This is a genomic window from Pseudomonas sp. SJZ131 (assembly GCF_007828705.1).
GTDB lineage: Bacteria > Pseudomonadota > Gammaproteobacteria > Pseudomonadales > Pseudomonadaceae > Aquipseudomonas > Aquipseudomonas prosekii.
Map to the genome: position 1 here is coordinate 1,208,954 of NZ_VIVC01000002.1, position 22,929 is coordinate 1,231,882.

General features: G+C 59.9%; 19 protein-coding genes. 14 read left to right on the forward strand and 5 right to left on the reverse strand.

Annotation, left to right across the window (positions count from 1 at the left end; all coding sequences use genetic code 11):
* Positions 1–92 precede the first annotated feature (92 nt).
* The 6 genes from FBY12_RS12600 to prpD all read left to right on the forward strand — a co-directional run bounded on the left by FBY12_RS12600 (position 93) and on the right by prpD (position 9,078).
* Complete coding sequence (locus FBY12_RS12600; protein WP_092270974.1) at positions 93–818, forward strand: GntR family transcriptional regulator; 726 nt, start codon at positions 93–95, stop codon at positions 816–818.
* Positions 815–1,705, forward strand: a complete 891-nt coding sequence (gene prpB, locus FBY12_RS12605) for a methylisocitrate lyase (RefSeq protein WP_092270971.1) — start codon at positions 815–817, stop codon at positions 1,703–1,705. Before FBY12_RS12600 ends, prpB begins: the two co-directional genes overlap by 4 nt.
* Before the next feature lie 245 nt (positions 1,706–1,950).
* Complete coding sequence (gene prpC / locus FBY12_RS12610) at positions 1,951–3,078, forward strand: 2-methylcitrate synthase (RefSeq protein WP_145253040.1); 1,128 nt, start codon at positions 1,951–1,953, stop codon at positions 3,076–3,078.
* Positions 3,079–3,260: 182 nt separating this feature from the next.
* Positions 3,261–5,858: a Fe/S-dependent 2-methylisocitrate dehydratase AcnD gene (gene acnD, locus FBY12_RS12615; protein WP_145253041.1), complete on the forward strand. Its 2,598-nt coding sequence runs from the start codon at positions 3,261–3,263 to the stop codon at positions 5,856–5,858.
* A 54-nt stretch (positions 5,859–5,912) separates the two neighbouring features.
* The gene (prpF, locus tag FBY12_RS12620; protein ID WP_145253042.1) at positions 5,913–7,103 is read left to right on the forward strand and encodes a 2-methylaconitate cis-trans isomerase PrpF; all 1,191 of its coding nucleotides are present in this window, start codon (positions 5,913–5,915) and stop codon (positions 7,101–7,103) included.
* A 490-nt stretch (positions 7,104–7,593) separates the two neighbouring features.
* Complete coding sequence (gene prpD, locus FBY12_RS12625; protein ID WP_145253043.1) at positions 7,594–9,078, forward strand: 2-methylcitrate dehydratase; 1,485 nt, start codon at positions 7,594–7,596, stop codon at positions 9,076–9,078.
* Between the two features lie 59 nt (positions 9,079–9,137).
* Here the strand turns inward: prpD and FBY12_RS12630 are convergent, their stop codons facing one another.
* Positions 9,138–9,956: a pyruvate, water dikinase regulatory protein gene (locus tag FBY12_RS12630; protein WP_092270951.1), complete on the reverse strand. Its 819-nt coding sequence runs from the start codon at positions 9,954–9,956 to the stop codon at positions 9,138–9,140.
* Positions 9,957–10,130: 174 nt separating this feature from the next.
* On the opposite strand from FBY12_RS12630, the gene ppsA reads away from it, so the two are divergent.
* From ppsA to FBY12_RS12670, 8 genes are all read left to right on the forward strand, one after another.
* Positions 10,131–12,506, forward strand: coding sequence for a phosphoenolpyruvate synthase (gene ppsA / locus FBY12_RS12635; protein WP_121733465.1), 2,376 nt, complete (start codon positions 10,131–10,133; stop codon positions 12,504–12,506).
* 165 nt (positions 12,507–12,671) lie between these two features.
* Complete coding sequence (locus FBY12_RS12640) at positions 12,672–13,661, forward strand: alpha/beta fold hydrolase (RefSeq protein ID WP_145253044.1); 990 nt, start codon at positions 12,672–12,674, stop codon at positions 13,659–13,661.
* A 118-nt stretch (positions 13,662–13,779) separates the two neighbouring features.
* Positions 13,780–14,271, forward strand: a complete 492-nt coding sequence (rraA, locus tag FBY12_RS12645; protein ID WP_092270942.1) for a ribonuclease E activity regulator RraA — start codon at positions 13,780–13,782, stop codon at positions 14,269–14,271.
* A gap of 50 nt (positions 14,272–14,321) precedes the next feature.
* Positions 14,322–15,317 carry a zinc transporter ZntB gene (locus tag FBY12_RS12650; RefSeq protein ID WP_121733467.1) on the forward strand — a complete coding sequence of 332 codons (996 nt, stop codon included), beginning with the start codon at positions 14,322–14,324 and terminating at the stop codon, positions 15,315–15,317.
* A gap of 63 nt (positions 15,318–15,380) precedes the next feature.
* Complete coding sequence (locus tag FBY12_RS12655) at positions 15,381–15,629, forward strand: CrfX protein (RefSeq protein ID WP_092270935.1); 249 nt, start codon at positions 15,381–15,383, stop codon at positions 15,627–15,629.
* Positions 15,630–15,631: 2 nt separating this feature from the next.
* A complete protein-coding gene (locus FBY12_RS12660; RefSeq protein WP_145253045.1) occupies positions 15,632–16,456 on the forward strand; it encodes a mechanosensitive ion channel domain-containing protein in 825 nt (274 codons plus the stop codon).
* A gap of 87 nt (positions 16,457–16,543) precedes the next feature.
* On the forward strand, positions 16,544–17,134 hold the full coding sequence (sigX, locus tag FBY12_RS12665) for an RNA polymerase sigma factor SigX (protein WP_092270928.1): 591 nt from the start codon (positions 16,544–16,546) through the stop codon (positions 17,132–17,134).
* A 107-nt stretch (positions 17,135–17,241) separates the two neighbouring features.
* Entirely contained in the window at positions 17,242–18,276 is a 1,035-nt protein-coding gene (locus FBY12_RS12670) for an OmpA family protein (protein ID WP_092270924.1), read from the forward strand.
* An 84-nt stretch (positions 18,277–18,360) separates the two neighbouring features.
* Here FBY12_RS12670 and cobA read toward each other — a convergent pair whose 3' ends face one another.
* The 4 genes from cobA to FBY12_RS12690 form a co-directional block, all read right to left on the reverse strand.
* Positions 18,361–19,125, reverse strand: a complete 765-nt coding sequence (gene cobA, locus FBY12_RS12675; RefSeq protein WP_121733469.1) for a uroporphyrinogen-III C-methyltransferase — start codon at positions 19,123–19,125, stop codon at positions 18,361–18,363.
* Positions 19,126–19,183: 58 nt separating this feature from the next.
* The gene (locus tag FBY12_RS12680) at positions 19,184–20,854 is read right to left on the reverse strand and encodes a bifunctional protein-serine/threonine kinase/phosphatase (protein WP_145253046.1); all 1,671 of its coding nucleotides are present in this window, start codon (positions 20,852–20,854) and stop codon (positions 19,184–19,186) included.
* Positions 20,855–20,861: 7 nt separating this feature from the next.
* Positions 20,862–22,073, reverse strand: a complete 1,212-nt coding sequence (locus FBY12_RS12685) for a NarK/NasA family nitrate transporter (protein WP_145253047.1) — start codon at positions 22,071–22,073, stop codon at positions 20,862–20,864.
* A 274-nt stretch (positions 22,074–22,347) separates the two neighbouring features.
* Positions 22,348–22,923 carry an ANTAR domain-containing response regulator gene (locus FBY12_RS12690; protein ID WP_092270912.1) on the reverse strand — a complete coding sequence of 192 codons (576 nt, stop codon included), beginning with the start codon at positions 22,921–22,923 and terminating at the stop codon, positions 22,348–22,350.
* Positions 22,924–22,929 lie beyond the last annotated feature (6 nt).

Below are 22,929 nucleotides of genomic sequence, written 5' to 3' on the forward strand. Positions count from 1 at the left end.
TTAGACGATTGTCGACAATACCCATTTATCCTTTGACTCCAAGGGTCGTATTCGCTAGTTTTTGCCGCATCAGCTTTCAAGGTGTCGACAATATGCTGGATCAACTCGATCCCCCGGTGATGGTGCAGGACGATTCGGAGACACTTTCCGAGAATGTCTTCCGGCGCATTCAGGCGGCCATCGTCAAAGGCGAGATCGCCCCGGGCAGCAAAATCTCCGAGCCCGAGCTGGCGCGCACCTACGGCATCAGTCGCGGGCCGTTGCGCGAAGCGATCCACCGCCTCGAAGGCCAGCGCCTGCTGGTGCGCGTGCCGCATGTCGGCGCGCGCGTGGTGTCACTGAGCCACGCCGAACTGCTGGAACTCTACGAAATCCGCGAATCCCTCGAAGGCATGGCCTGTCGCCTCGCTGCCGAACGCATGACCCTTGAAGAAATCGACGAGCTGCGCCGGGTTCTCGAAACCCACGAGCGCGATGCGGCGTTTCAGGCCGGCGTCGGTTATTACCAGCAGGAAGGCGATTTCGACTTTCATTACCGGATCATCCAGGGCAGCGGCAACCGCACGCTGACGCAGATGCTGTGCGGCGAGCTGTATCAACTGGTGCGCATGTACCGCATCCAGTTTTCCACCACGCCCAACCGCCCGCGCCAGGCGTTTGCCGAGCATCACCGAATTCTCGACGCCATCGCCGACCGTGACGGTGAACTGGCCGAATTGTTGATGCGCCGCCACATCGGCGCCTCCAAACGCAATATCGCCCGTCATTACCAGGACGGCGCCAACAATAAGACAGCCACTGAACGAGGTGAGTCATGAGTTCCAACAAGAGCACTCCAGGCCAGCGTTTCCGCGATGCGGTCGCCAGCGAACATCCGCTGCAAGTGGTTGGCGCGATCAACGCCAACCACGCGCTGCTGGCCAAGCGCGCCGGTTTCAAGGCTATTTACCTGTCGGGTGGCGGGGTGGCTGCCGGCTCCCTCGGCGTGCCGGACCTGGGCATTACCGGCCTGGATGACGTGCTCACCGACGTGCGCCGCATCACCGACGTCTGCGACCTGCCGCTGCTGGTCGATGTCGACACCGGTTTCGGTTCCTCGGCGTTCAACGTCGCGCGCACCGTCAAATCGATGAGCAAGTTCGGCGCGGCGGCGATTCACATCGAAGACCAGGTCGGCGCCAAGCGCTGCGGCCATCGTCCGAATAAAGAGATCGTGTCGTTGCAGGAAATGGTCGACCGGATCAAAGCCGCCGTCGATGCGCGCACCGATGACAGCTTCGTGATCATGGCGCGCACCGACGCGCTGGCCGTCGAAGGCCTGGAATCCGCGCTGGATCGCGCCGCCGCGTGCATCGAGGCCGGCGCCGACATGATCTTCCCGGAAGCCATCACCGAACTGGACATGTACAAGCTGTTCGCCAACCGCGTGAAAGCGCCGATTCTGGCCAACATCACCGAATTCGGCGCGACGCCGCTATACACCACCGAGCAACTCGCCGCTGCCGACGTGTCGCTGGTGCTGTACCCGCTGTCGGCGTTCCGCGCGATGAACAAGGCTGCGGAAAACGTCTACACCGCGATCCGCCGCGACGGCACGCAACAGAATGTGATCGACACCATGCAAACGCGCATGGAGCTCTACGATCGCATCGACTACCACACGTTCGAGCAGAAGCTCGATGCGCTGTTCGCCGCCAAGAAGTAACGACAAGGCAATTTTGCAAATGAACACGTTTTTGTAGCAGCTGCCGAGCCCGCGAGGCTGCGTTCGAGGCCGAAGGATTCGCCAGTCAGGCGACGCGATTTTCCAGGTGTAACGCGTCGTCAGGATTTACGACTGCTTCGCAGCCGAACGCAGCCTCGCGCTGCTCGACAGCTGCTACAAAGTTCGATGCAAATTTTGAAGAAATTGCAGATTCCCAACAAATTCAAGAAAAACTGGAGACAGCAATGGCCGAAGCAAAAGTACTCAGTGGCGCCGGGCTCCGTGGCCAGGTTGCCGGGCAAACCGCACTGTCCACCGTGGGCCAATCCGGTGCCGGCCTGACCTATCGCGGCTACGACGTTCGCGAACTGGCGGCGGACGCGCAATTTGAAGAAGTCGCCTACCTGCTGCTGTACGGCGAACTGCCGAGCAAAACCCAACTGGCTGACTACATCAGCAAACTGAGCAAGCTGCGCGACCTGCCGCAAGCGCTGAAAGAAGTGCTGGAGCGCATCCCCGCCGACGCCCACCCGATGGATGTGATGCGCACCGGTTGCTCGTTCCTCGGCAACATCGAACCGGAGAAAGACTTCGCCGCCCAACACGACGTCACCGACCGGCTGCTGGCCGCGTTCCCGGCGATCATGTGTTACTGGTATCGCTTCAGCCACGACGGCAAACGCATCAATTGCGTGACCGACGAACAGACAATTGGCGGGCACTTCCTGCAACTGCTGCACGACAAGAAGCCGAGCGACCTGCACGTCAAAGTGATGAACGTGTCGCTGATCCTTTACGCCGAACACGAATTCAACGCCTCGACGTTCACCGCGCGCGTCTGCGCGTCGACCCTGTCCGACATGTATTCCTGCGTCACCGCTGCCATCGGTTCGTTGCGTGGCCCGTTGCACGGCGGCGCCAACGAAGCGGCGATGGAGATGATCGAGCGCTTCAAGTCGCCGGAAGAGGCGATCAAAGGCACGCTCGGCATGCTTGAGCGCAAAGACAAGATCATGGGTTTCGGCCACGCGATCTATAAGGACAACGATCCGCGCAACGAGGTGATCAAGGGCTGGGCGAAGAAACTCGCGGACGAAGTGGGCGATACCGTGCTGTTCCCGGTGTCGGAAGCCATCGACAAAACCATGTGGGAGCAGAAGAAACTGTTCCCGAACGCCGACTTCTACCACGCGTCGACGTACCACTTCATGGGCATTCCGACCAAGTTGTTCACGCCGATTTTCGTCTGCTCGCGCCTGACCGGCTGGGCCGCGCACGTGTTCGAACAGCGCGCCAACAACCGCATCATCCGCCCGAGCGCCGAATACATCGGCGTCGAACAGCGCAAGTTCGTGCCAATCGAACAACGCTGATCGGGAGAGGGCCGACGCGAACGCCGATACCCCTGTGGGAGCGAAGCTTGCTCGCGAAGACGGACCGACATTCAACATTGATGTCGACAGATAGACCGCTTTCGCGAGCAAGCTTCGCTCCTACAGGATCGGATTCAGATCGGCCCCACCCTTTGCACTTACCGTGACCGAGTCCTGACCTGATGAACACTGAATTCCGCAAACCGCTGCCCGGCACCGCTCTGGATTACTTCGACGTCCGCGCGGCGGTCGAAGCGATCCAGCCCGGCGCCTACGACAGCCTGCCGTACACCTCCCGCGTGCTCGCGGAAAACCTCGTGCGTCGCTGTGACCCGGCCACGCTTACCGATTCCCTGAAGCAATTCATCGAGCGCAAACGCGACCTCGATTTTCCGTGGTTCCCGGCGCGCGTGGTCTGCCACGACATCCTCGGCCAGACCGCGCTGGTCGACCTCGCCGGCCTGCGTGACGCCATTGCGTTGCAGGGCGGCGACCCGGCGCAAGTCAACCCGGTGGTGCCGACACAATTGATCGTCGACCACTCGCTGGCCGTCGAGCGCGGTGGGTTTGATCCCGAGGCGTTCGAGAAAAATCGCGCCATCGAAGATCGCCGCAACGAAGACCGTTTTCACTTCATCAACTGGACCAAAAAAGCCTTCAAGAATGTTGATGTGATCCCGCCGGGCAACGGCATCATGCACCAGATCAACCTGGAGAAAATGTCTCCGGTGATCCAAGTGCGCGACGGCGTGGCGTTCCCCGATACCTGCGTCGGCACCGACAGCCACACGCCGCACGTCGATGCGCTGGGCGTGATCGCCATTGGCGTCGGTGGCCTCGAGGCCGAGAGCGTGATGCTCGGTCGCGCGTCGTGGATGCGTCTGCCGGAAAGCGTCGGCGTCGAGCTGACGGGCAAGCTGCAACCGGGCATCACCGCCACCGACATGGTGCTGGCGCTGACCGAGTTCCTGCGCAAACAGAAAGTCGTCGGCGCCTGGCTGGAATTCTTCGGCGAAGGCGCCTCGGCGCTGACCCTCGGCGACCGCGCGACCATCTCCAACATGGCCCCGGAATACGGCGCCACCGCCGCGATGTTTTACATCGACCAGCAAACCATCGATTACCTGAAACTCACCGGCCGCGAAGACGAGCAAGTGCAGTTGGTCGAGACCTACGCCAAGACGACCGGCCTGTGGGCCGACAGCCTCAAAGGCGCGCGATACGAGCGTGGTTTGAGCTTCGATTTGTCTTCGGTGGTGCGCAACATGGCCGGCCCGAGCAACCCGCACGCGCGGGTCGCAACCACCGATTTGGCTGCGCAAGGCATCTCCGGGCAGTGGACCGAAGTGCCGGGCCAGATGCCCGACGGCGCGGTGATCATCGCCGCCATCACCAGTTGCACCAACACCAGCAACCCGCGCAACGTCATCGCCGCCGGCCTGCTGGCGCGCAATGCCAACAAGCTCGGTTTGACCCGCAAGCCGTGGGTCAAATCGTCACTGGCGCCGGGCTCGAAAACCGTCGCGCTGTACCTTGATGAAGCCGGCCTGACGGATGAGCTGGAACAGCTCGGTTTTGGCATCGTCGCGTTCGCCTGCACCACCTGCAACGGCATGTCTGGCGCGCTCGATCCGGCGATCCAGCAAGAGATCATCGACCGCGACCTGTACGCCACTGCCGTGCTGTCCGGCAACCGCAACTTCGACGGACGGATTCACCCGTACGCGAAAAATGCGTTCCTCGCTTCGCCGCCATTGGTGGTGGCTTACGCGATCGCCGGGACGATCCGTTTCGACATCGAAAAAGACGTGCTCGGCCTCGACGCCGACGGCAAGGAAATCCGCCTGAAAGACATCTGGCCGAGCGACGAAGAAATCGACGCGGTGGTCAAAGCCTCGGTCAAACCGGAGCAGTTCCGCCAGGTCTACATTCCGATGTTTGCCATCCATGAAGACACCGGCCCGAAAGTCACGCCGCTGTACGACTGGCGCGAAATGAGCACCTACATCCGCCGTCCGCCGTACTGGGAAGGCGCGCTGGCCGGCGCCCGACCGCTCAAAGGCATGCGCCCGTTGGCGGTGCTGCCGGACAACATCACCACCGACCACTTGTCGCCGTCGAACGCAATCATGCTCGACAGCGCCGCTGGCGAATATCTGGCGAAAATGGGCTTGCCGGAAGAGGATTTCAACTCTTACGCGACCCACCGTGGCGACCACTTGACCGCCCAGCGCGCGACGTTTGCCAACCCGAAACTGTTCAATGAAATGGTCAAGGAAAACGGCAAGGTCAAGCAGGGTTCGCTGGCCCGCGTCGAGCCGGAAGGCCAGGTCATGCGCATGTGGGAAGCCATCGAAACCTACATGGAACGCAAGCAACCGCTGATCATCATTGCCGGCGCCGATTACGGTCAGGGCTCGTCCCGCGACTGGGCGGCAAAAGGCGTGCGGCTGGCCGGCGTCGAGGCGATTGCCGCCGAAGGTTTCGAGCGCATTCACCGCACCAACCTCGTCGGCATGGGCGTGTTGCCGCTGGAGTTTCTGCCGGGCACTGATCGCCACACATTGGCCATCGACGGCAGCGAAACCTACGACGTCATCGGCGACCGCACACCGCGTGCGCAATTGACGTTGGTGATCAATCGTCTGAATGGCGAACGTGTGGAAGTGCCGGTGACTTGCCGTCTCGACACGGCTGAAGAAGTGTCGATTTACGAGGCGGGCGGCGTGTTGCAGCGTTTTGCTCAGGACTTCCTTGAAGAGTCGGCAGTCGCCGTTTAAAAATCCAGGGCCGCAGGGGATTTCAAGTCCCCTGTCGGCCAATAGAGGAATGACATGGCTCACGCACCTCAAATCAGAATCGCCGCCACCTACATGCGCGGCGGCACCAGCAAAGGCGTGTTTTTCAGCCTCAAGGATTTGCCCGAAGCGGCGCAGGTTCCCGGTCCGGCGCGCGATGCCTTGTTGCTGCGGGTGATCGGCAGTCCCGATCCGTACGACAAGCAAATCGACGGCATGGGCGGAGCGACGTCCAGCACCAGCAAAACCGTGATCCTGTCGAAGAGCAGCAAAGCTGATCACGACGTTGATTACCTGTTCGGCCAGGTCTCGATCGACAAGCCTTTTGTCGATTGGAGCGGCAACTGCGGCAACCTCTCGGCGGCGGTCGGTTCATTCGCGATCAGCAACGGTCTGGTCGAAGCCAGCCGCATCCCGCACAACGGTGTGGCGGTGGTCCGGGTCTGGCAGGCCAATATCGGCAAAACCATCATCGCCCACGTGCCGATCACCAACGGTGAAGTGCAGGAAACCGGTGATTTCGAACTCGACGGCGTGACCTTTCCGGCCGCCGAAGTGCAGGTCGAATTCATGGACCCGGCGGCGGAAGAAGAGGGCGGCGGTGGTTCGATGTTCCCCACCGGCAACCTCGTCGATGACCTCGAAGTGCCCGGCGTCGGCACCTTCAAAGCCACCATGATCAACGCAGGCATCCCGACGATTTTCGTCAACGCGGCAGATATCGGTTACACCGGCACCGAGTTGCAAGGCGCGATCAATGGCGATCCGAAAGCGCTACTGATGTTCGAAACCATCCGCGCTTACGGCGCGCTGCGCATGGGTTTGATCAAAAACCTCGACGAAGCGGCCCAGCGCCAGCACACGCCGAAAGTCGCGTTTGTGGCGAAACCGGCGGATTACCTCGCGTCCAGCGGCAAAGCGATTGCGGCGAGCGATGTCGATTTGCTGGTGCGCGCCTTGTCGATGGGCAAATTGCACCACGCGATGATGGGCACGGCGGCGGTGGCGATTGGCACGGCGGCAGCGATTTCCGGGACGCTGGTGAATCTGGCGGCAGGCGGAATCGAGCGCAATGCCGTGCGTTTCGGCCATCCCTCGGGCACCTTGCGCGTCGGCGCCGAGGCCAGTCTGGTCAACGGCGAATGGACCGTGAACAAAGCCATCATGAGCCGCAGCGCGCGGGTATTGATGGAAGGGTTTGTGCGCGTGCCGGGTGATTCGTTCTGATCCGAAAGCCACCCCTCACCCCAACCCTCTCCCCAGGGGGGAGAGGGGAAAGGGAGCCGATCTTCATGTTTTTCAAGGCCTGAGTTCGACTTGATTTGTCGATGCAGTTCGAAAGACAACTCGGTCGGCCTCTCCAGAGGGAGAGGAGAAAGGGAGCCGACCTTCGTGCTTTTCAAGGTCTGAGTTCGACTTGATATGTCGATGCAGTTCGAAAGACAACTCCGTCGGCCCCTACAGAGGGAGAGGGGAAAGAGAGTCGATCTTCACGCTTTTCAAGGCCTGAGTTCGACCCTATATGTCAGGTCGATGCAGTTCGAAAAACAACTCGGTCGGCCCCCTCTACCCTTTGGGGAGAGGGCTGGGGTGAGGGGAAGATCCACCTGAAAAAATGCACATCAAGCAGGCACCCCAGACCTGCAAAAAAAACCAACCTAACCTGCCGCTGAGGAAACACCACAACCCAATCATTCCTTCACTGGAGTAACCCCGAATGAGCGCCAACGTCGACCTGAACAACCGCCCCGACTACGACACGGTCCTGCAGGACATCGCTGACTACGTCCTCGACTTCAAGATCGAGTCCACCGAAGCGCTCGACACCGCGCGCAACTGCCTGATCGACACCCTCGGCTGCGGTCTGCTGGCCCTGCGTTTTCCGGAATGCACCAAGCACCTCGGGCCGATCGTCGAAGGCACCGTCGTGCCGTTCGGCGCGCGTGTGCCTGGCACTTCATTTCGCCTCGACCCGGTAAAAGCCGCGTGGGACATCGGCTGCATCGTCCGTTGGCTCGATTACAACGACACCTGGCTCGCCGCTGAATGGGGGCATCCGTCGGACAACCTCGGCGCAATTCTCGCGGTCGCCGATCACCTGTCGCAGAAACGCCTGGCCAATGGTGACGCGCCGCTGACCGTGCGCGCCGTGCTCGAAGCGATGATCATGGCTCACGAGATTCAAGGCGTGATCGCTCTGGAAAACTCCTTCAATCGTGTAGGACTTGATCACGTCATTCTGGTGAAAGTCGCCTCGACCGCCGTTACCGCCAAACTGATGGACGCCAATCGCGAGCAATTGCTCTCGGCGCTGTCCCACGCGTTTGCCGATGGTCAGGCGTTGCGCACCTACCGCCACGCGCCGAACGCCGGATCGCGAAAATCCTGGGCGGCGGGCGATGCGTCGAGCCGAGGCGTGCGCCTGGCGGACATCGCCATGCGCGGCGAAATGGGCATTCCCGGCGTGCTGACCGCCAAGCAGTGGGGCTTCTACGACGTATTGTTCAGCCACAGCAATAACGATTTGGCGCTGAAACCCGAGGACAAACGCGCCTTCAGTTTCAGTCGCCCGTACGGCAGCTACGTGATGGAAAACGTGCTGTTCAAGATCAGCTTCCCCGCCGAATTCCACGCGCAGACCGCTTGCGAAGCGGCCGTGACGCTGCACCCGCACGTGCGCAATCGCCTGCACGAAATCGACCGCATCGTCATCACCACGCATGAATCGGCGATCCGCATCATTTCCAAAGTCGGCCCGCTGGCTAACGCCGCTGACCGCGACCACTGCCTGCAGTACATGGCCGCCGTGCCATTGGCTTTCGGCAATCTGGTCGCCGAGCAATATGAAGACGCGTTCCACGCTGCGCATCCGATCATCGATGTGCTGCGCGAGAAAATGCAGATTGTCGAAGAGCCGCGTTTCACCCGCGAATACCTGGAGCCGGACAAGCGCTCGATTGCCAATGCGATTCAGGTGTTTTTCAAGGACGGTTCGAGCACCGACAACGTTGTGGTGGAGTACCCGATTGGCCACCGCCGCCGCCGCGCCGAAGGGATTCCGCTGCTCGAAGACAAGTTCAAGGCAAATCTGGCGACGCGATTTACCGAACAGCGCAGCGCCGAGATTTTTGCCTTGTGCAAGGATCAGGCGAAGCTTGAAGCGACCCCGGTGAACCGTTTCGTCGATTTGTTCGTGATCTGACGCTAATCCCTGTAGGAGCATGGCTTGCCCGCGATGGCGTCCTCACAGGCACCGAATAACTACTTGAACCGCCGCTCCACGCCTTTCTCGACCAGAATCTTCGCCGAAATCTCTTCCACGGAAAAATGCGTCGAATTGATGTGCGCGATGTTCTCGCGGCGGAACAGATTCTCCACTTCGCGCACTTCAAATTCGCACTGCGCGTAACTCGAATAACGGCTGTTGGGTTTGCGTTCGTTGCGGATCGCGGTCAAGCGGTCGGGGTCGATGGTCAGGCCGAACAGCTTGTGCTGGTGCGCGCGCAGGGCGGCGGGCAGGGTCAGGCGCTCCATGTCGTCTTCGGTCAGCGGGTAGTTGGCCGCTCGAATCCCGAATTGCATGGCCATGTACAAACACGTCGGCGTCTTGCCGCAACGCGACACGCCCACCAGGATCAGGTCAGCCTTGTCGTAATAATGCGTGCGGGCGCCGTCGTCGTTGTCGAGGGCGAAGTTCACCGCCTCGATCCGCTCCATGTAATTGGAGTTGCCGCCAATGGAATGGGATTTGCCGACCGTGTAGGAAGAATGCTCGGTCAGTTCCTGCTCAAGCGGCGCCAGGAACGTCGAGAAAATGTCGATCATGAAACCATTGGAGGTCGCGAGGATCTCACGGATGTCTTGATTGACGATGGTGTCGAAGATGATCGGGCGAAAGCCGTCGGTTTCGGCGGCCTTGTTGATTTGTTGTACCATGGCCCGCGCTTTATCGACGTTGTCGATGTAGGGTCGCGTGAATTTGCTGAAGGTAATGTTTTCGAACTGCGCCAACAGGCTTTGCCCGAGGGTCTCGGCGGTAATACCCGTGCCATCGGAGATGAAGAAAGCAGATCGTTTCATTTGCACCTTGGGCCTTAAGCTAGTGACGAATCTTGGATATGATAGGCGCGATTTGCTGGCCGCCAGTGGCTCGCATTCTCACTTATTTTCCAGGTCCAGGCCATATAGCCGGTCAATGCTCCCCCGAGCCGCCGGCTTCTGAGCTTTTCCAACACAGTTAGTGGAGAGATCACCTTGGTAGAGTACGTAGTTTCCCTCGATAAGCTCGGCGTCCATGATGTAGAGCACGTAGGGGGCAAGAACGCATCCCTGGGCGAGATGATCAGTAACCTCGCAGGTGCCGGTGTATCGGTGCCGGGTGGCTTCGCCACGACAGCTCAGGCTTATCGTGATTTTCTCGAACTGAGCGGCCTCAATGACCAGATCCACGCCGCGCTCGACGCCCTGGACGTCGACGACGTCAATGCCCTGGCCAAAACTGGCGCGCAAATCCGCCAATGGATCATGGAAGCCGAATTCCCCGAGAAGCTCAACGCCGAGATCCGCACCGCTTTCGCCACGCTGTCGGCCGGCAACCCTGACATGGCCGTGGCCGTGCGCTCTTCGGCAACTGCCGAAGACTTGCCGGACGCCTCTTTCGCCGGTCAGCAAGAAACCTTCCTTAATATCCGTGGCGTCGAAAACGTCATCCGCGCCGCCAAAGAGGTGTTCGCGTCCCTCTTCAACGATCGCGCGATTTCCTACCGCGTCCACCAGGGCTTCGACCACAAGCTGGTCGCCCTGTCGGCCGGTGTGCAGCGCATGGTCCGCTCCGAAACCGGCACTGCCGGCGTAATGTTTACCCTCGATACCGAATCCGGTTTCCGTGACGTGGTGTTTATCACCGGCGCCTACGGCCTGGGCGAAACCGTGGTTCAAGGCGCGGTCAACCCGGACGAATTCTACGTTCACAAACAAACCCTTGAAGCCGGTCGCCCAGCGATCCTGCGCCGCAACCTCGGCAGCAAGGCAATCAAGATGATCTACGGCGAAGTCGCCACGGCCGGCAAATCGGTGAAGACCATCGACGTCGACAAAGCGGATCGCGCACGTTTCTGCCTGACCGACGCCGAAGTCAGCGAACTGGCCAAACAAGCGATGATCATCGAAAAGCACTACAAGTGCCCGATGGACATCGAATGGGCGAAGGACGGCGACGACGGCAAGCTCTACATCGTGCAGGCGCGTCCGGAAACCGTGAAAAGCCGCACCCAGGCCAACGTCATGGAACGTTACCTGTTGAAAGAAACCGGCACCGTGCTGGTTGAAGGTCGCGCCATCGGTCAGCGCATCGGCGCCGGCAAGGTCCGCATCATCAAGGACGTGTCCGAAATGGACAAAGTCCAGCCGGGCGACGTCCTGGTTTCCGACATGACCGACCCGGATTGGGAACCGGTCATGAAGCGCGCCAGCGCCATCGTCACCAACCGTGGCGGGCGTACCTGCCACGCGGCGATCATCGCTCGCGAGCTGGGCATCCCGGCAGTGGTCGGTTGCGGCAACGCTACCCAACTGTTGAAAGACGGCCAGGGCGTCACCGTTTCCTGCGCTGAAGGCGACACCGGTTACATCTTCGAAGGCGAGCTGGGCTTCGACATCAAGAAAAACTCCGTGGACGCCATGCCTGATCTGCCGTTCAAGATCATGATGAACGTCGGCAACCCGGACCGCGCTTTCGACTTCGCGCAGCTGCCGAACGCCGGCGTGGGCCTGGCCCGTCTCGAGTTCATCATCAACCGCATGATCGGCGTGCACCCTAAAGCGCTGCTGAACTACGACGGTCTGCCGCAGGACATCAAGGACAGCGTCGACAAGCGCATCGCCGGTTACGCCGATCCGGTCGACTTCTATGTCGACAAACTGGTCGAAGGCATCAGCACCCTGGCCGCCGCGTTTACCCCGAAAAAGGTCATCGTGCGTCTGTCGGACTTCAAGTCCAACGAATACGCGAACCTGATCGGCGGCAAGCTCTACGAGCCGGAAGAAGAAAACCCGATGCTGGGTTTCCGTGGCGCTTCGCGTTACATCAGCGAATCGTTCCGCGATTGCTTCGAACTCGAATGCCGTGCGCTCAAGCGTGTGCGCAACGAGATGGGCCTGACCAACGTCGAAATCATGGTGCCGTTCGTCCGTACGCTGGGCGAAGCCAGCCAGGTGATCGATCTGCTGGCCGAAAACGGTCTGGCGCGCGGCGAGAACGGTTTGCGCATCATCATGATGTGCGAACTTCCGTCCAACGCGATCCTGGCTGAAGAATTCCTCGAATTCTTCGACGGTTTCTCCATCGGCTCCAACGACCTGACTCAGCTGACGCTCGGTCTGGACCGCGACTCCGGGATCATCGCTCACTTGTTCGACGAGCGTAATCCGGCGGTGAAGAAGCTGTTGGCCAACGCGATTCAAGCGTGCAACAAGGCCGGCAAGTACATCGGCATCTGCGGTCAGGGCCCTTCGGACCACCCGGACCTGGCCAAATGGCTGATGGAGCAGGGCATTGAAAGCGTTTCGCTGAACCCCGATTCCGTTCTGGAAACCTGGTTCTTCCTGGCTGAAGGCCAAGCGTCGGCCTGATAGGTATGTGAGAGGGCTGCGTATTGTGGGAACACGGCTTGCCCGCGATGGCGAATTCAAAATCGCCATCGCCAGCAAGCTGTGCTCCCACAGGCTGTAGCCGTTTTCTGAGATTGAAGTAGGGCGGGCTCCTCTGGAAGCCGCCCTTTTTTGTGCAAGAGCATTATGCAAAGCAGCAGTAACTTATTTCCTGTCGCCCTGATCAGCGCCGAGCGGCGCGGCGATCTGAGCGAAGACGTGTATCGATTGAAACCCGCCAACAGCCCCGACGGCACCGTCGAGATTGCCGTCACTCGCCTGGGCCTGGCGGACAGCAGCGAGGCGCGCGGCGTGCCGGTGATCTTGCTGCACGGCAGTTTTTCCAACCGCCGATTCTGGTTTTCGCCCAAAGGCCTCGGTCTGGGCGCCTACCTGACGCGCCTCGGCTTCGATGTGTGGATCCCGGAAATGCGCGGCCACGGCTTGTCCCAGCGCAACCACGACTACCGCAAAAACCGCGTCGCCGATTACGCTCGCTACGACTTGCCGGCGATTGGCGAATTTGTCCGCGAACAAAGTGGCCAGGTCCCGCACTGGATCGGCCATTCGCTGGGCGGCATCACGTTGGCGGCGGCGTTGGGTGGCCAGTACATCGGCGAGTCCATCGTCGCCTCGGCAGCGTTTTTTGGTACGCAGGTCAGCCGCACGTACTGGCCGCTGAAGATTCCGCCGCTGGAGTGGAGCGGGCGGTTTATCCTCAAGCGTTTCGCGCAACTGTCCGGCTCACGCCTGAAGCGCGGCCCCGAGGACGAGCCGATTGGCCTGGCGCTGGAAAGCATGCGCTGGTACGGGCTGTTCGGGCGTTTCGGCGATGCTGACAAGGATTGGTGGGCCGGTCTGGCCGAAGTGCAATTGCCGGTGCTGGCGGTGAGCGCGGCGGGGGATCATCAGGACCCGGCGTGGGCCTGTCGAAAACTCTTTGATCAACTGGGCTCCGAGCACAAGCAATTCATCAATCTGGGACGCGAGCAGGGTTTCAGCGACAATTTCGGTCACGTCGAAATGCTCGTGAGCAAAGCGGCGCACAGCGAAGTCTGGCCACTGGTGGCGCGCTGGTTGGGCGATCAACACACGCCGTTGCTGGCGCAACAGGCGAGTCTGGCGACGGCGAGCTGAGGCCGAGGCTCTGAAAAGGGCATTCCGCTCTGATCGGCTTGCGGCTAAGATATGACGCGTTACGCTTTTCTGGTCACTTTGCGACATCCTCGATTGTCCTTTTTACAGGAGTTTCTCGATGAACCACTACATCACGCCTGACCTGTGCGACGCCTATCCGGAGCTGGTGCAGGTGCTGGAACCGATGTTCAGCAATTTCGGCGGCCGCGATTCCTTCGGCGGCGAGATCGTGACCATCAAATGTTTCGAAGACAACTCGCGGGTCAAAGAGCAAGTCGAGCTTCAAGGTGACGGCAAAGTGCTGGTGGTCGACGGTGGCGGTTCGCTGCGTCATGCGTTGCTGGGTGACATGCTCGCCGAGAAAGCGTCGAAGAACGGTTGGGCAGGGCTGGTGATTTACGGCTGTATTCGCGATGTCGATATCCTCGCGCAGACCGACCTGGGCGTGCAGGCCCTCGCCAGCCACCCGCGCAAGTCCGACCGACGCGGGCTTGGCGATCTCAACGTACCGGTGACTTTCGCCGGCGTGACGTTCCATCCCGGCCATTACATCTACGCGGACAACAACGGCGTGATCATCTCGCCAAGCCCGCTGCAAATGCCCGAATAAAGCTGAATAAAAGTAACGGCGCGACTTTTCGCGGCAAGCATGGAGTAAGGATGTTCGAGGAAGACAACGCGCAGTGGGGGCTGGTGCATGCCCTGGTGCTGGATGGCAGAGGCGGTGCGCGTTCGATAGCCCGGACTGAACTCGATGACTTGCAGCTGCAGGCGCATGAAAGTCTGTGGCTGCACTGGGATCGCAGTCATCCGCAAACCCAGACCTGGCTGCGCAAATCCAGCGGTCTCAGCGAATTCAGCTGCGATCTGTTGCTCGAAGAAAATACCCGTCCGCGACTCTTACAGCTTTCCGACAGCGAACTGCTGCTATTTTTGCGTGGGGTCAACCTGAACCCCGGCGCAGAGCCGGAAGACATGGTCTCGGTGCGTATTTTCGGCTCGGCGCAGCGGGTTATTTCCCTGCGTTTGCGGCCATTGCGTGCCACGGATGAGTTGTTGTTGCAACTGAGTGACGGCAAAGGGCCGAAAACCGCATCCGAACTCATCCTTTATATGGCGCAGAACCTGACGAACAAAGTGCAGGATCTGGTCTCTTGCCTCTCGGAAGTGGTCGATGAGGAAGAAGAAAAACTGGATGCCGACGAACGGTATACACCCGAGCATGGCGCCATTTTGCAGATCCGTCGCAGGGCTGCCGGACTGAAACGATTCCTCGCGCCGCAACGGGAAATCTTCGGCCAACTGACGCGGATAAAACTGCCGTGGTTTGTCGACGATGACGGTGATTACTGGAACGAATTGAACAACAGCCTGACCCGTTATCTCGAAGAGCTGGAATTGACGAGGGAGCGGGTGGGGTTGGTCCTCGAGGCTGAAGACCGGCGTTTGAGCGTGCGCATGAACCGCACGATGTACCGCTTCGGGATCATCACCGGGATCTTTTTGCCGATGAGTTTTCTCACCGGTTTGCTCGGCATCAACGTCGGCGGCATTCCGTTTTCCGAGAGCCCTTATGGCTTCCTGATTGCGTGCCTGATGATGGTCTCGGTGGCGCTTGGCCAGTGGTGGTTATTCCGACGTTTGCGGTGGGTGTGAAGATGACTCATGTGACCCGGCCAAATTTGATCGCGTCTTTCACAGACATCACGAGAGGTGCGTATGCACGATCCGTTTGAACAGTCTTTGCGTGACATGCTCAAGGCATCTCCGTCCACTCGGGACGACGATGCGTGCCTTGGCCGTGTCCTGAAAACCGCCAACCGCCAGGTCGGCGCCGGCGATCTGTTCAGCCTGCTGGGCCGCTGGTTGCCCGCGCTGATGATTGCCTTGAACAATGGCTCGGCGCATGTCTCGCCGGTCTCCCGCCACCGTAAATCTACCGCTAGCGCTGCTGATAAGGCTGATTGAATATGGAACTTGATCTCTGGACTCAGAGCCTCGTCACCGCAATGACTGCGTTGTGGACAAAAATCGCAAATTTTATTCCGAACCTGTTCGGCGCGCTGGTTGTCCTACTGTTGGGTTTTGTCGTGGCCAAGCTTTTGGACACGTTGCTCTCCAAATTGCTCGCCAAACTGGGCCTTGATCGCCTGATGGGCGGCACCGGTTTGACCAAGCTGCTGTCCCGTGCCGGGCTGCAGGTTCCGATCTCAACATTGATTGGAAAGATCGTTTACTGGTTTGTTTTGCTGATTTTTCTTGTTTCTGCCGCAGAATCGCTTGGACTTGAGCGAGTTTCAGCTACGCTGGACATGCTTGCGCTGTATTTGCCGAAAGTATTTGGCGCCGCGCTGGTGTTGCTGGTAGGTGTGTTGCTCGCGCAATTGGCCAATGGCCTGGTGCGCGGGGCTGCTGAAGGGGTAGGGCTTGATTATGCTTCCGGCCTGGGACGAATCGCTCAGGGCCTGGCCATAATCATCAGTATTTCGGTGGCAATCAGTCAGTTGGAGGTCAAGACTGACCTGTTGAACCACGTGATTGTGATCGTTTTGATTACCGTTGGTCTGGCTGTTGCGCTGGCCATGGGGTTGGGAAGCCGGGAAATTGCCGGTCAGATTCTTGCGGGAATCTATGTGCGTGAGTTGTATGCGGTTGGGCAACAAGTGCGTGTTGGCGAGGTCGAAGGCCAGATCGAAGAGATCGGCACGGTTAAAACCACATTGCTGACCGAGGAGGGTGAGCTAGTCTCTCTCTCCAATCGGATCCTGCTGGAACAGCATGTGAGTAGCCGCTAATCCGGCAAACCCTGCTAATGTATGCCGCCGCTGAATGCCCTCACAGGGCTGCGGCGGACATTGACCTGACTGTCGGCCCGACTTGTTTTGAATAAAGCTCAATCGCTCTCTACGCGCTACGACCCCCGCGAGCTCTCTGATGAGGAGTTGGTCGCGCGCTCGCACACCGAGCTGTTTCACGTAACGCGCGCCTATGAAGAACTGATGCGGCGTTACCAACGAACATTATTTAACGTTTGTGCACGATATCTTGGGAACGATCGCGACGCAGACGATGTCTGTCAGGAAGTGATGTTGAAGGTGCTGTACGGCTTGAAGAACTTCGAGGGGAAATCGAAGTTCAAGACCTGGCTTTACAGCATCACGTACAACGAATGCATCACGCAGTATCGAAAAGAACGGCGAAAGCGTCGCTTGATGGACGCTTTGAGTCTGGACCCCCTCGAGGAAGCGTCTGAAGAAAAGGCGCCAGCACCCGAGGACAAGGCCGGGCTTGATCGCTGGTTGGTGTATGTGAACCCGATCGACCGCGAGATTCTGGTGCTACGATTTGTCGCAGAGCTGGAGTTTCAGGAGATCGCAGACATCATGCATATGGGCTTGAGTGCGACAAAAATGCGTTACAAACGTGCTCTAGATAAATTACGTGAGAAATTTGCGGGCGTTGCTGAAACTTAGTTCAGCGCAAATATCTCTTACGTGTAGGCAAGTTCTGATAGACTTGCCGCCGAGTTGTCCCCCGGTTTGCGGGACTGCTTCACAATCACCAGATGGGGATTTAACGGATGAAACTGAAAAACACCTTGGGCTTGGCCATTGGTTCTCTTATTGCTGCCACTTCGTTCGGCGCTCTGGCACAAGGCCAAGGCGCAGTTGAAATCGAAGGCTTCGCTAAGAAAGAACAATTCGACAGCGCTCGTAACTTCAAGAACAACGGCAACCTCTTCGGCGGTTCGATCGGTTACTTCCTGACCGACGACGTTGAACTGCGTCTGGGCTATGACGAAGTGCACAACGTACGTGCAGATGATGGCAAGAACGTTAAAGGCGCTAACACCGCTCTGGACGCTCTGTACCACTTCAACAACCCAGGTGACATGCTGCGTCCTTACGTCTCTGCCGGTTTCTCGGACCAGAGCATCGACCAGAATGGCAGCAACGGCCGCAACCGTTCCACCTTCGCCAACGTTGGCGGCGGTGCCAAGCTGTACTTCACTGACAACTTCTATGCCCGTGCAGGCGTTGAAGCTCAGTACAACATCGACCAAGGCGACACCGAGTGGGCTCCAAGCGTCGGTATCGGTGTGAACTTCGGTGGCGGCTCCAAGCCTGCTGCTGCTCCAGTTCCAGCACCAGCTGAAGTCTGCTCCGACAGCGACAACGATGGCGTTTGCGACAACGTTGACAAGTGCCCGGACACCCCAGCCAACGTAACTGTTGACGCTGATGGCTGCCCAGCAGTTGCTGAAGTTGTACGTGTTGAGCTGGACGTGAAATTCGACTTCGACAAGTCGGTAGTTAAGCCTAACAGCTACGGCGACATCAAAAACCTCGCTGATTTCATGAAACAGTACCCATCCACCACCACTACTGTTGAAGGTCACACTGACTCCGTCGGTCCTGACGCTTACAACCAGAAACTGTCCGAGCGTCGTGCAAACGCCGTTAAGCAAGTTCTGACCAACCAGTACGGTGTTGAATCGTCCCGCGTTCAGTCTGTTGGCTACGGCGAATCCCGCCCAGTTGCTGACAACAAAACTGACGCTGGCCGCGCTGTAAACCGTCGCGTAGAAGCGCAGGTTGAAGCTCAAGCTAAGTAATTAGCTGCCGCTCAGGAAAAGCCCGGCTCAGGCCGGGCTTTTCTTTGTCTGCGATTTGGGGAAGTTGCTCTGAATCAGACTGATTCAGGCTGTATGTTCGGAACCCATCGCGGGCAAGCCATGCTCCCACAGGGAGGAAGTCTTACAAGCGGCTACTGCACCGATCACCAGAATAGCCGGGCTCTTCAGTGCGAAGCTGTAGGCGTCGTCCTCCATGTTTGTAAGCACACTCCGGCATTCGCGTTGATGCGGCAGGGAGGCGTTCTCGATCATCGCCACCGGCGTGTTTATCGCCATGCCACCCGCCAATAGTTGTTCGCGGATCTCGCTCAACTTCGCTACGCCCATATAAATCACCAACGTTGTGCCACTTTGCGCCAGTGCCTGCCAATTCAGACTGCTGTCGTCCTGCGTGTGCGCGGTCACCAGCGTCACGCCACGCGCCACACCGCGCAGGGTCAGCGGAATCGCACATTGCGTTGCGCCCGCCAGGCCAGCGGTAATGCCATTGACCAGCTCGACGTCGACCCCGCGCTCGCGCAGCCACTGCGCCTCTTCGCCGCCACGCCCGAAAATGCACGGATCGCCACCCTTGAGCCGCACCACGCATTTGCCGTTGCGGGCATAACGCAGCATGAGCCGATGAATAAACGCCTGAGGCGTGGAGCGACAACCGCCGCGTTTGCCCACCGCAATAATCCGTGCAGCCGGGCAATGTTCGAGTACGGCCTCGTTGACCAGGTCGTCGATCAGCACCACATCGGCTTCTCTCAAGGCTCGAACCGCTTTCAGTGTCAGCAATTCAGGATCGCCGGGGCCCGCACCCACCAGCCAGACTTTTGCGCTCATAGTGTTTTCCTCACGAGATAACGGCGATTGGGCGGGGCTGCGATCAGATACGCAGCGCTCAGCCATGCAAAAACATGAACAACAGCAACAGATTCACCACCAGCGACCCCAGCGCCAACGTCCGCCAGACCTTCAACGGTTCGCGCTCCAGCAACGGCTTGGGCCGTACGCTCAAACTGCGTCGCTCACCCTGTTCCAGCAGCAACAGCCACTCTTCAGCGGTTTCGAAACGCTGCTGCGGATCCACCGCGACGCCGCGCTCCAGGCTGGTCACCAGCCATTCGGGGACATCGGGGCGATAACGACTGGCGCTCACCGGCACGCCGAAACGCGGGCGCTGGAACGCTTCGATTTCGCCGTAGGGATAGTGGCCGGTCAGCAGAAAAAACAGGGTCACGCCCACCGCGTACAGATCCTGTTGCGCAGTCGGCGCTTCGCCGCGAAAGGCTTCCGGCGCGATGTAACTCGGTGTGCCGGGCAAAGCACTGGGCTGGTCCTCGGAGAGACCGGGGCAATAGGCGAGGCCGAAATCCAGCAGACGCAGCTCGCCATCGTCGCCCAGCAACAGATTTTCCGGTTTGATGTCGCGGTGCAGGATTTGCCGACGATGCAGCATGCCGACCGCACGCAGCAGGCGTTCGGCCAGTTCGCGCCACTGTGCCAGCGGCAAAGGCCCGGCTTGCCGGTGCAGCTCGGCGAGGTTTTGCCCGGAATATTCGCGCATCACGTAGTACAAATGCTGACGCTGAGTGGCGGCATGGATTTCCGGGAAATGTCGCCCGGCAACGCGTTTGAGAAACCATTCCTCAGAGAGCAGCGCTTGCCCGGCGAGGTGATCGTCGTGCAAGTGCGCGGGCAATGTTTTCAGCAGCCAAGGTTGTTGCTGGGCGTCGCGCACTCGATACAGCAGCGACTGCTGGCTCTGGCCGAGGACGCCCTCGACTTGCCAGCCTTCAAATGTCTGGCCCGGTTTCAGCGCCGGTGGCAGCGGCCATTGCTGCAAATGGATCAGCGCATCGCCAATATTTGTTTCGCCGAGGGCGTCGACCCGCACCAGCAGGGCGCTTGCGTTGTCCTGGCTGCCGGCCAGGTGCGCGGCGTTGACCAGCGTTTGCGCGGCGCTGTCGAGGTCCGGTTGATCGCGCAGAATCGCCGCAATCGCGGTGTCGCCGAGCACTGCCCAGACGCCATCGCTGAGCAGCACAAATGTCTCATCGAGGCGTAACTCGCCATCGAGGAAGTCCAGCACCAGATGTTGATCCAGCCCCAGCGCGCGTTTGAGCACGTGCTGCATGCCTTGCTGGTCCCAGACGTGATCTTCACTGATCCGCTGCAACTGATCGGCATGCCAGCGATAGACTCGGCAATCGCCTACATGCGCAAGGGTAAAACGCCTGCCGCGCATGACCAGCGCGCTGACCGTGGTCAGCAGCGGTTGCCCGCCGCCATTGGCCAGTAACCAGCGATTTTGCGCCGACAGCAAGCGCTCCATTGCCTGCGCGACGCCCCAGGTTTCCGGCGTGGCGTAATAGTCCAGCGCCAACGCCTGCAAGGTTGAACGCGCAGCGAGCCCGCCATCCGCGCATTGGCTGACGCCGTCGGCAATCGCGAACAAGTAACCCTTGCTCGCGGCGAGCGCCGGGGCCGGGGTGACCAGGCGCAGCGCGTCCTGATTTTCCTCGCGTGGGCCGATGGCGCTGGCCTCGGCGAAACTCAGTTGCAGGCTCATGCCGTTTTCAGACCCGCGCCGCCGTGACCGCTGCCGAACCCCAAGTGGTCCTCCAGCGACGTTTCACCCCGTGCAAACCGAACCAGGCAAGCACGCCAAGGCTGGCGAACAACCACAGGGCCATTTGATAGCTGCCGGTGCTTTGCTTGATCGCGCCCATGCCGGCCGCGAGGGCAAAACCGCCGATGCCGCCGGCCATGCCGATCAGCCCGGTCATGACGCCGATTTCGCGGCGAAAGCGTTGCGGTACCAACTGGAAAACCGCGCCGTTACCGGCGCCTAGGCCGAGCATGGTGCAGACGAAAAGTGCCAGTGCGGCGTAGGAACTTGGCAGGTTGAAACCGACCGCTGCGATGCAAATCGCCGCCACCGTGTACATCCCCAGCAACGTGCGAATGCCGCCGAAACGATCCGCCAGCGCGCCGCCCAATGGCCGCATCAAACTGCCGCCGAACACGCAGGCCGCCGTGTAGTAACCGGCGGTGACCGGGCTCAGGCCATATTGGTCGTTGAAGTAGCCGGGCAGGGCGCTGGCCAGACCGATGAAACCGCCGAAGGTCACGCTGTAGAAAAACATGAACCACCAGCTGTCACGATCGCCGAGGGCTTTGAGGTAGTCGGCCATGGACTTGGCTTTCGGCCGTTGCGGGGCGTTTTTCGCCAGCCAAGTGAAGACGAACAGAGTCAGGATCAGCGGAATCAACGCGAAGCCGAACACATTGCTCCAGCCGAACGAGGCCGCCAGTACTGGCGCGATCAATGCCGCGAGGACGGTGCCCGAGTTGCCGGCGCCGGCGATGCCCAGCGCTTTGCCCTGATGCTGCGGCGGATACCATTGCGAGGCCAGCGGCAGGGCGACGGCGAACGAGGCGCCGGCCATGCCGAGGAACAGGCCGAGCACCAGCGCCTGTTCGTAGCTGTGGATCCCGAGTTTCCAGGCGCCGAACAGTGCGCAGATGACAATCACCTGACCGATGATTCCGGCGGTTTTTGGCGACAGCCGATCAGCCAGCAGGCCCATGGCGAAGCGCAGCACGGCACCGGCAAGGATCGGCGTAGCGACGACCATGCCGCGTTGCTGGGTAGTCAATTGCAGGTCGGTCGCGATTTGCACCGCCAGCGGCCCGAGCAGGTACCAGACCATGAAACTCAGGTCGAAATAGAAGAATGCCGCGAACAATGTCGGGGTATGGCCGGATTTCCAGAAGCTTGAATTCATCGCGCACCTCAGCTGTAGGGAGTCTCGAGAAGGAGTCATGAGCTTGCAGGTGGGGCGCCGCCACGGCCGCACCACCGGCCCCGTCATTCGGGGCCAAAACAAAAAAACGCCGCCACCGAGTCCGCCATGGGCGAACGAGGTGAGCGACGTCTTTGTCGTAGGTGGGGCAACCGCCGTTGGTTACCTGTGGTGATTACTTAGCGAGAAGTGTGCCAACCGCCAGTTTCTGTAGTTGCCGAGATTCCCTGTGGCAACCCCCCCTCACCACCGGGTTTCAGCCGAGCAACTCACTCATCGCAATAATCTGCTCCGCGACTTGAATCAGCTTCTGCTGGCGGCTCATGGCTTGGCGGCGCATCAGCGTGTAGGCCGCTTCCTCGTTGCAGTCCTTCATTTTCATCAGCAGCCCCTTGGCCAGCTCGATGCGCTTGCGTTCGGCCAGTTGCTGATCCCGCGCATGCAACTGCGCGCGCAACGCCTGATCGCTCTCGAAACGCGCCATCGCCACATCGAGAATCGGCTGCAAACGCTGCGCGTGAATGCCTTCGACGATGTAGGCGCTGACGCCTGACTTGATCGCCTGGCGCATCACGTCGGGGTCGTGTTCATCGGTAAACATCACAATCGGCCGTGGCTGATCGCGGCTGACCAGCACCACTTGTTCCATGACATCGCGGCTCGGTGACTCGGTATCGATCAGAATCACGTCCGGGCGCACCGTTTCGACGCGCGCGGGCAAGTCGATGGTCAGGCCCGATTCGTCGATCACCTCGAAACCGGCCTCGGTCAGCGCCGCTTTCAATCGCCCGACTTTCTTCGCCGTGTCGTTGATCAGGAGGATTCGCAACATATTCGC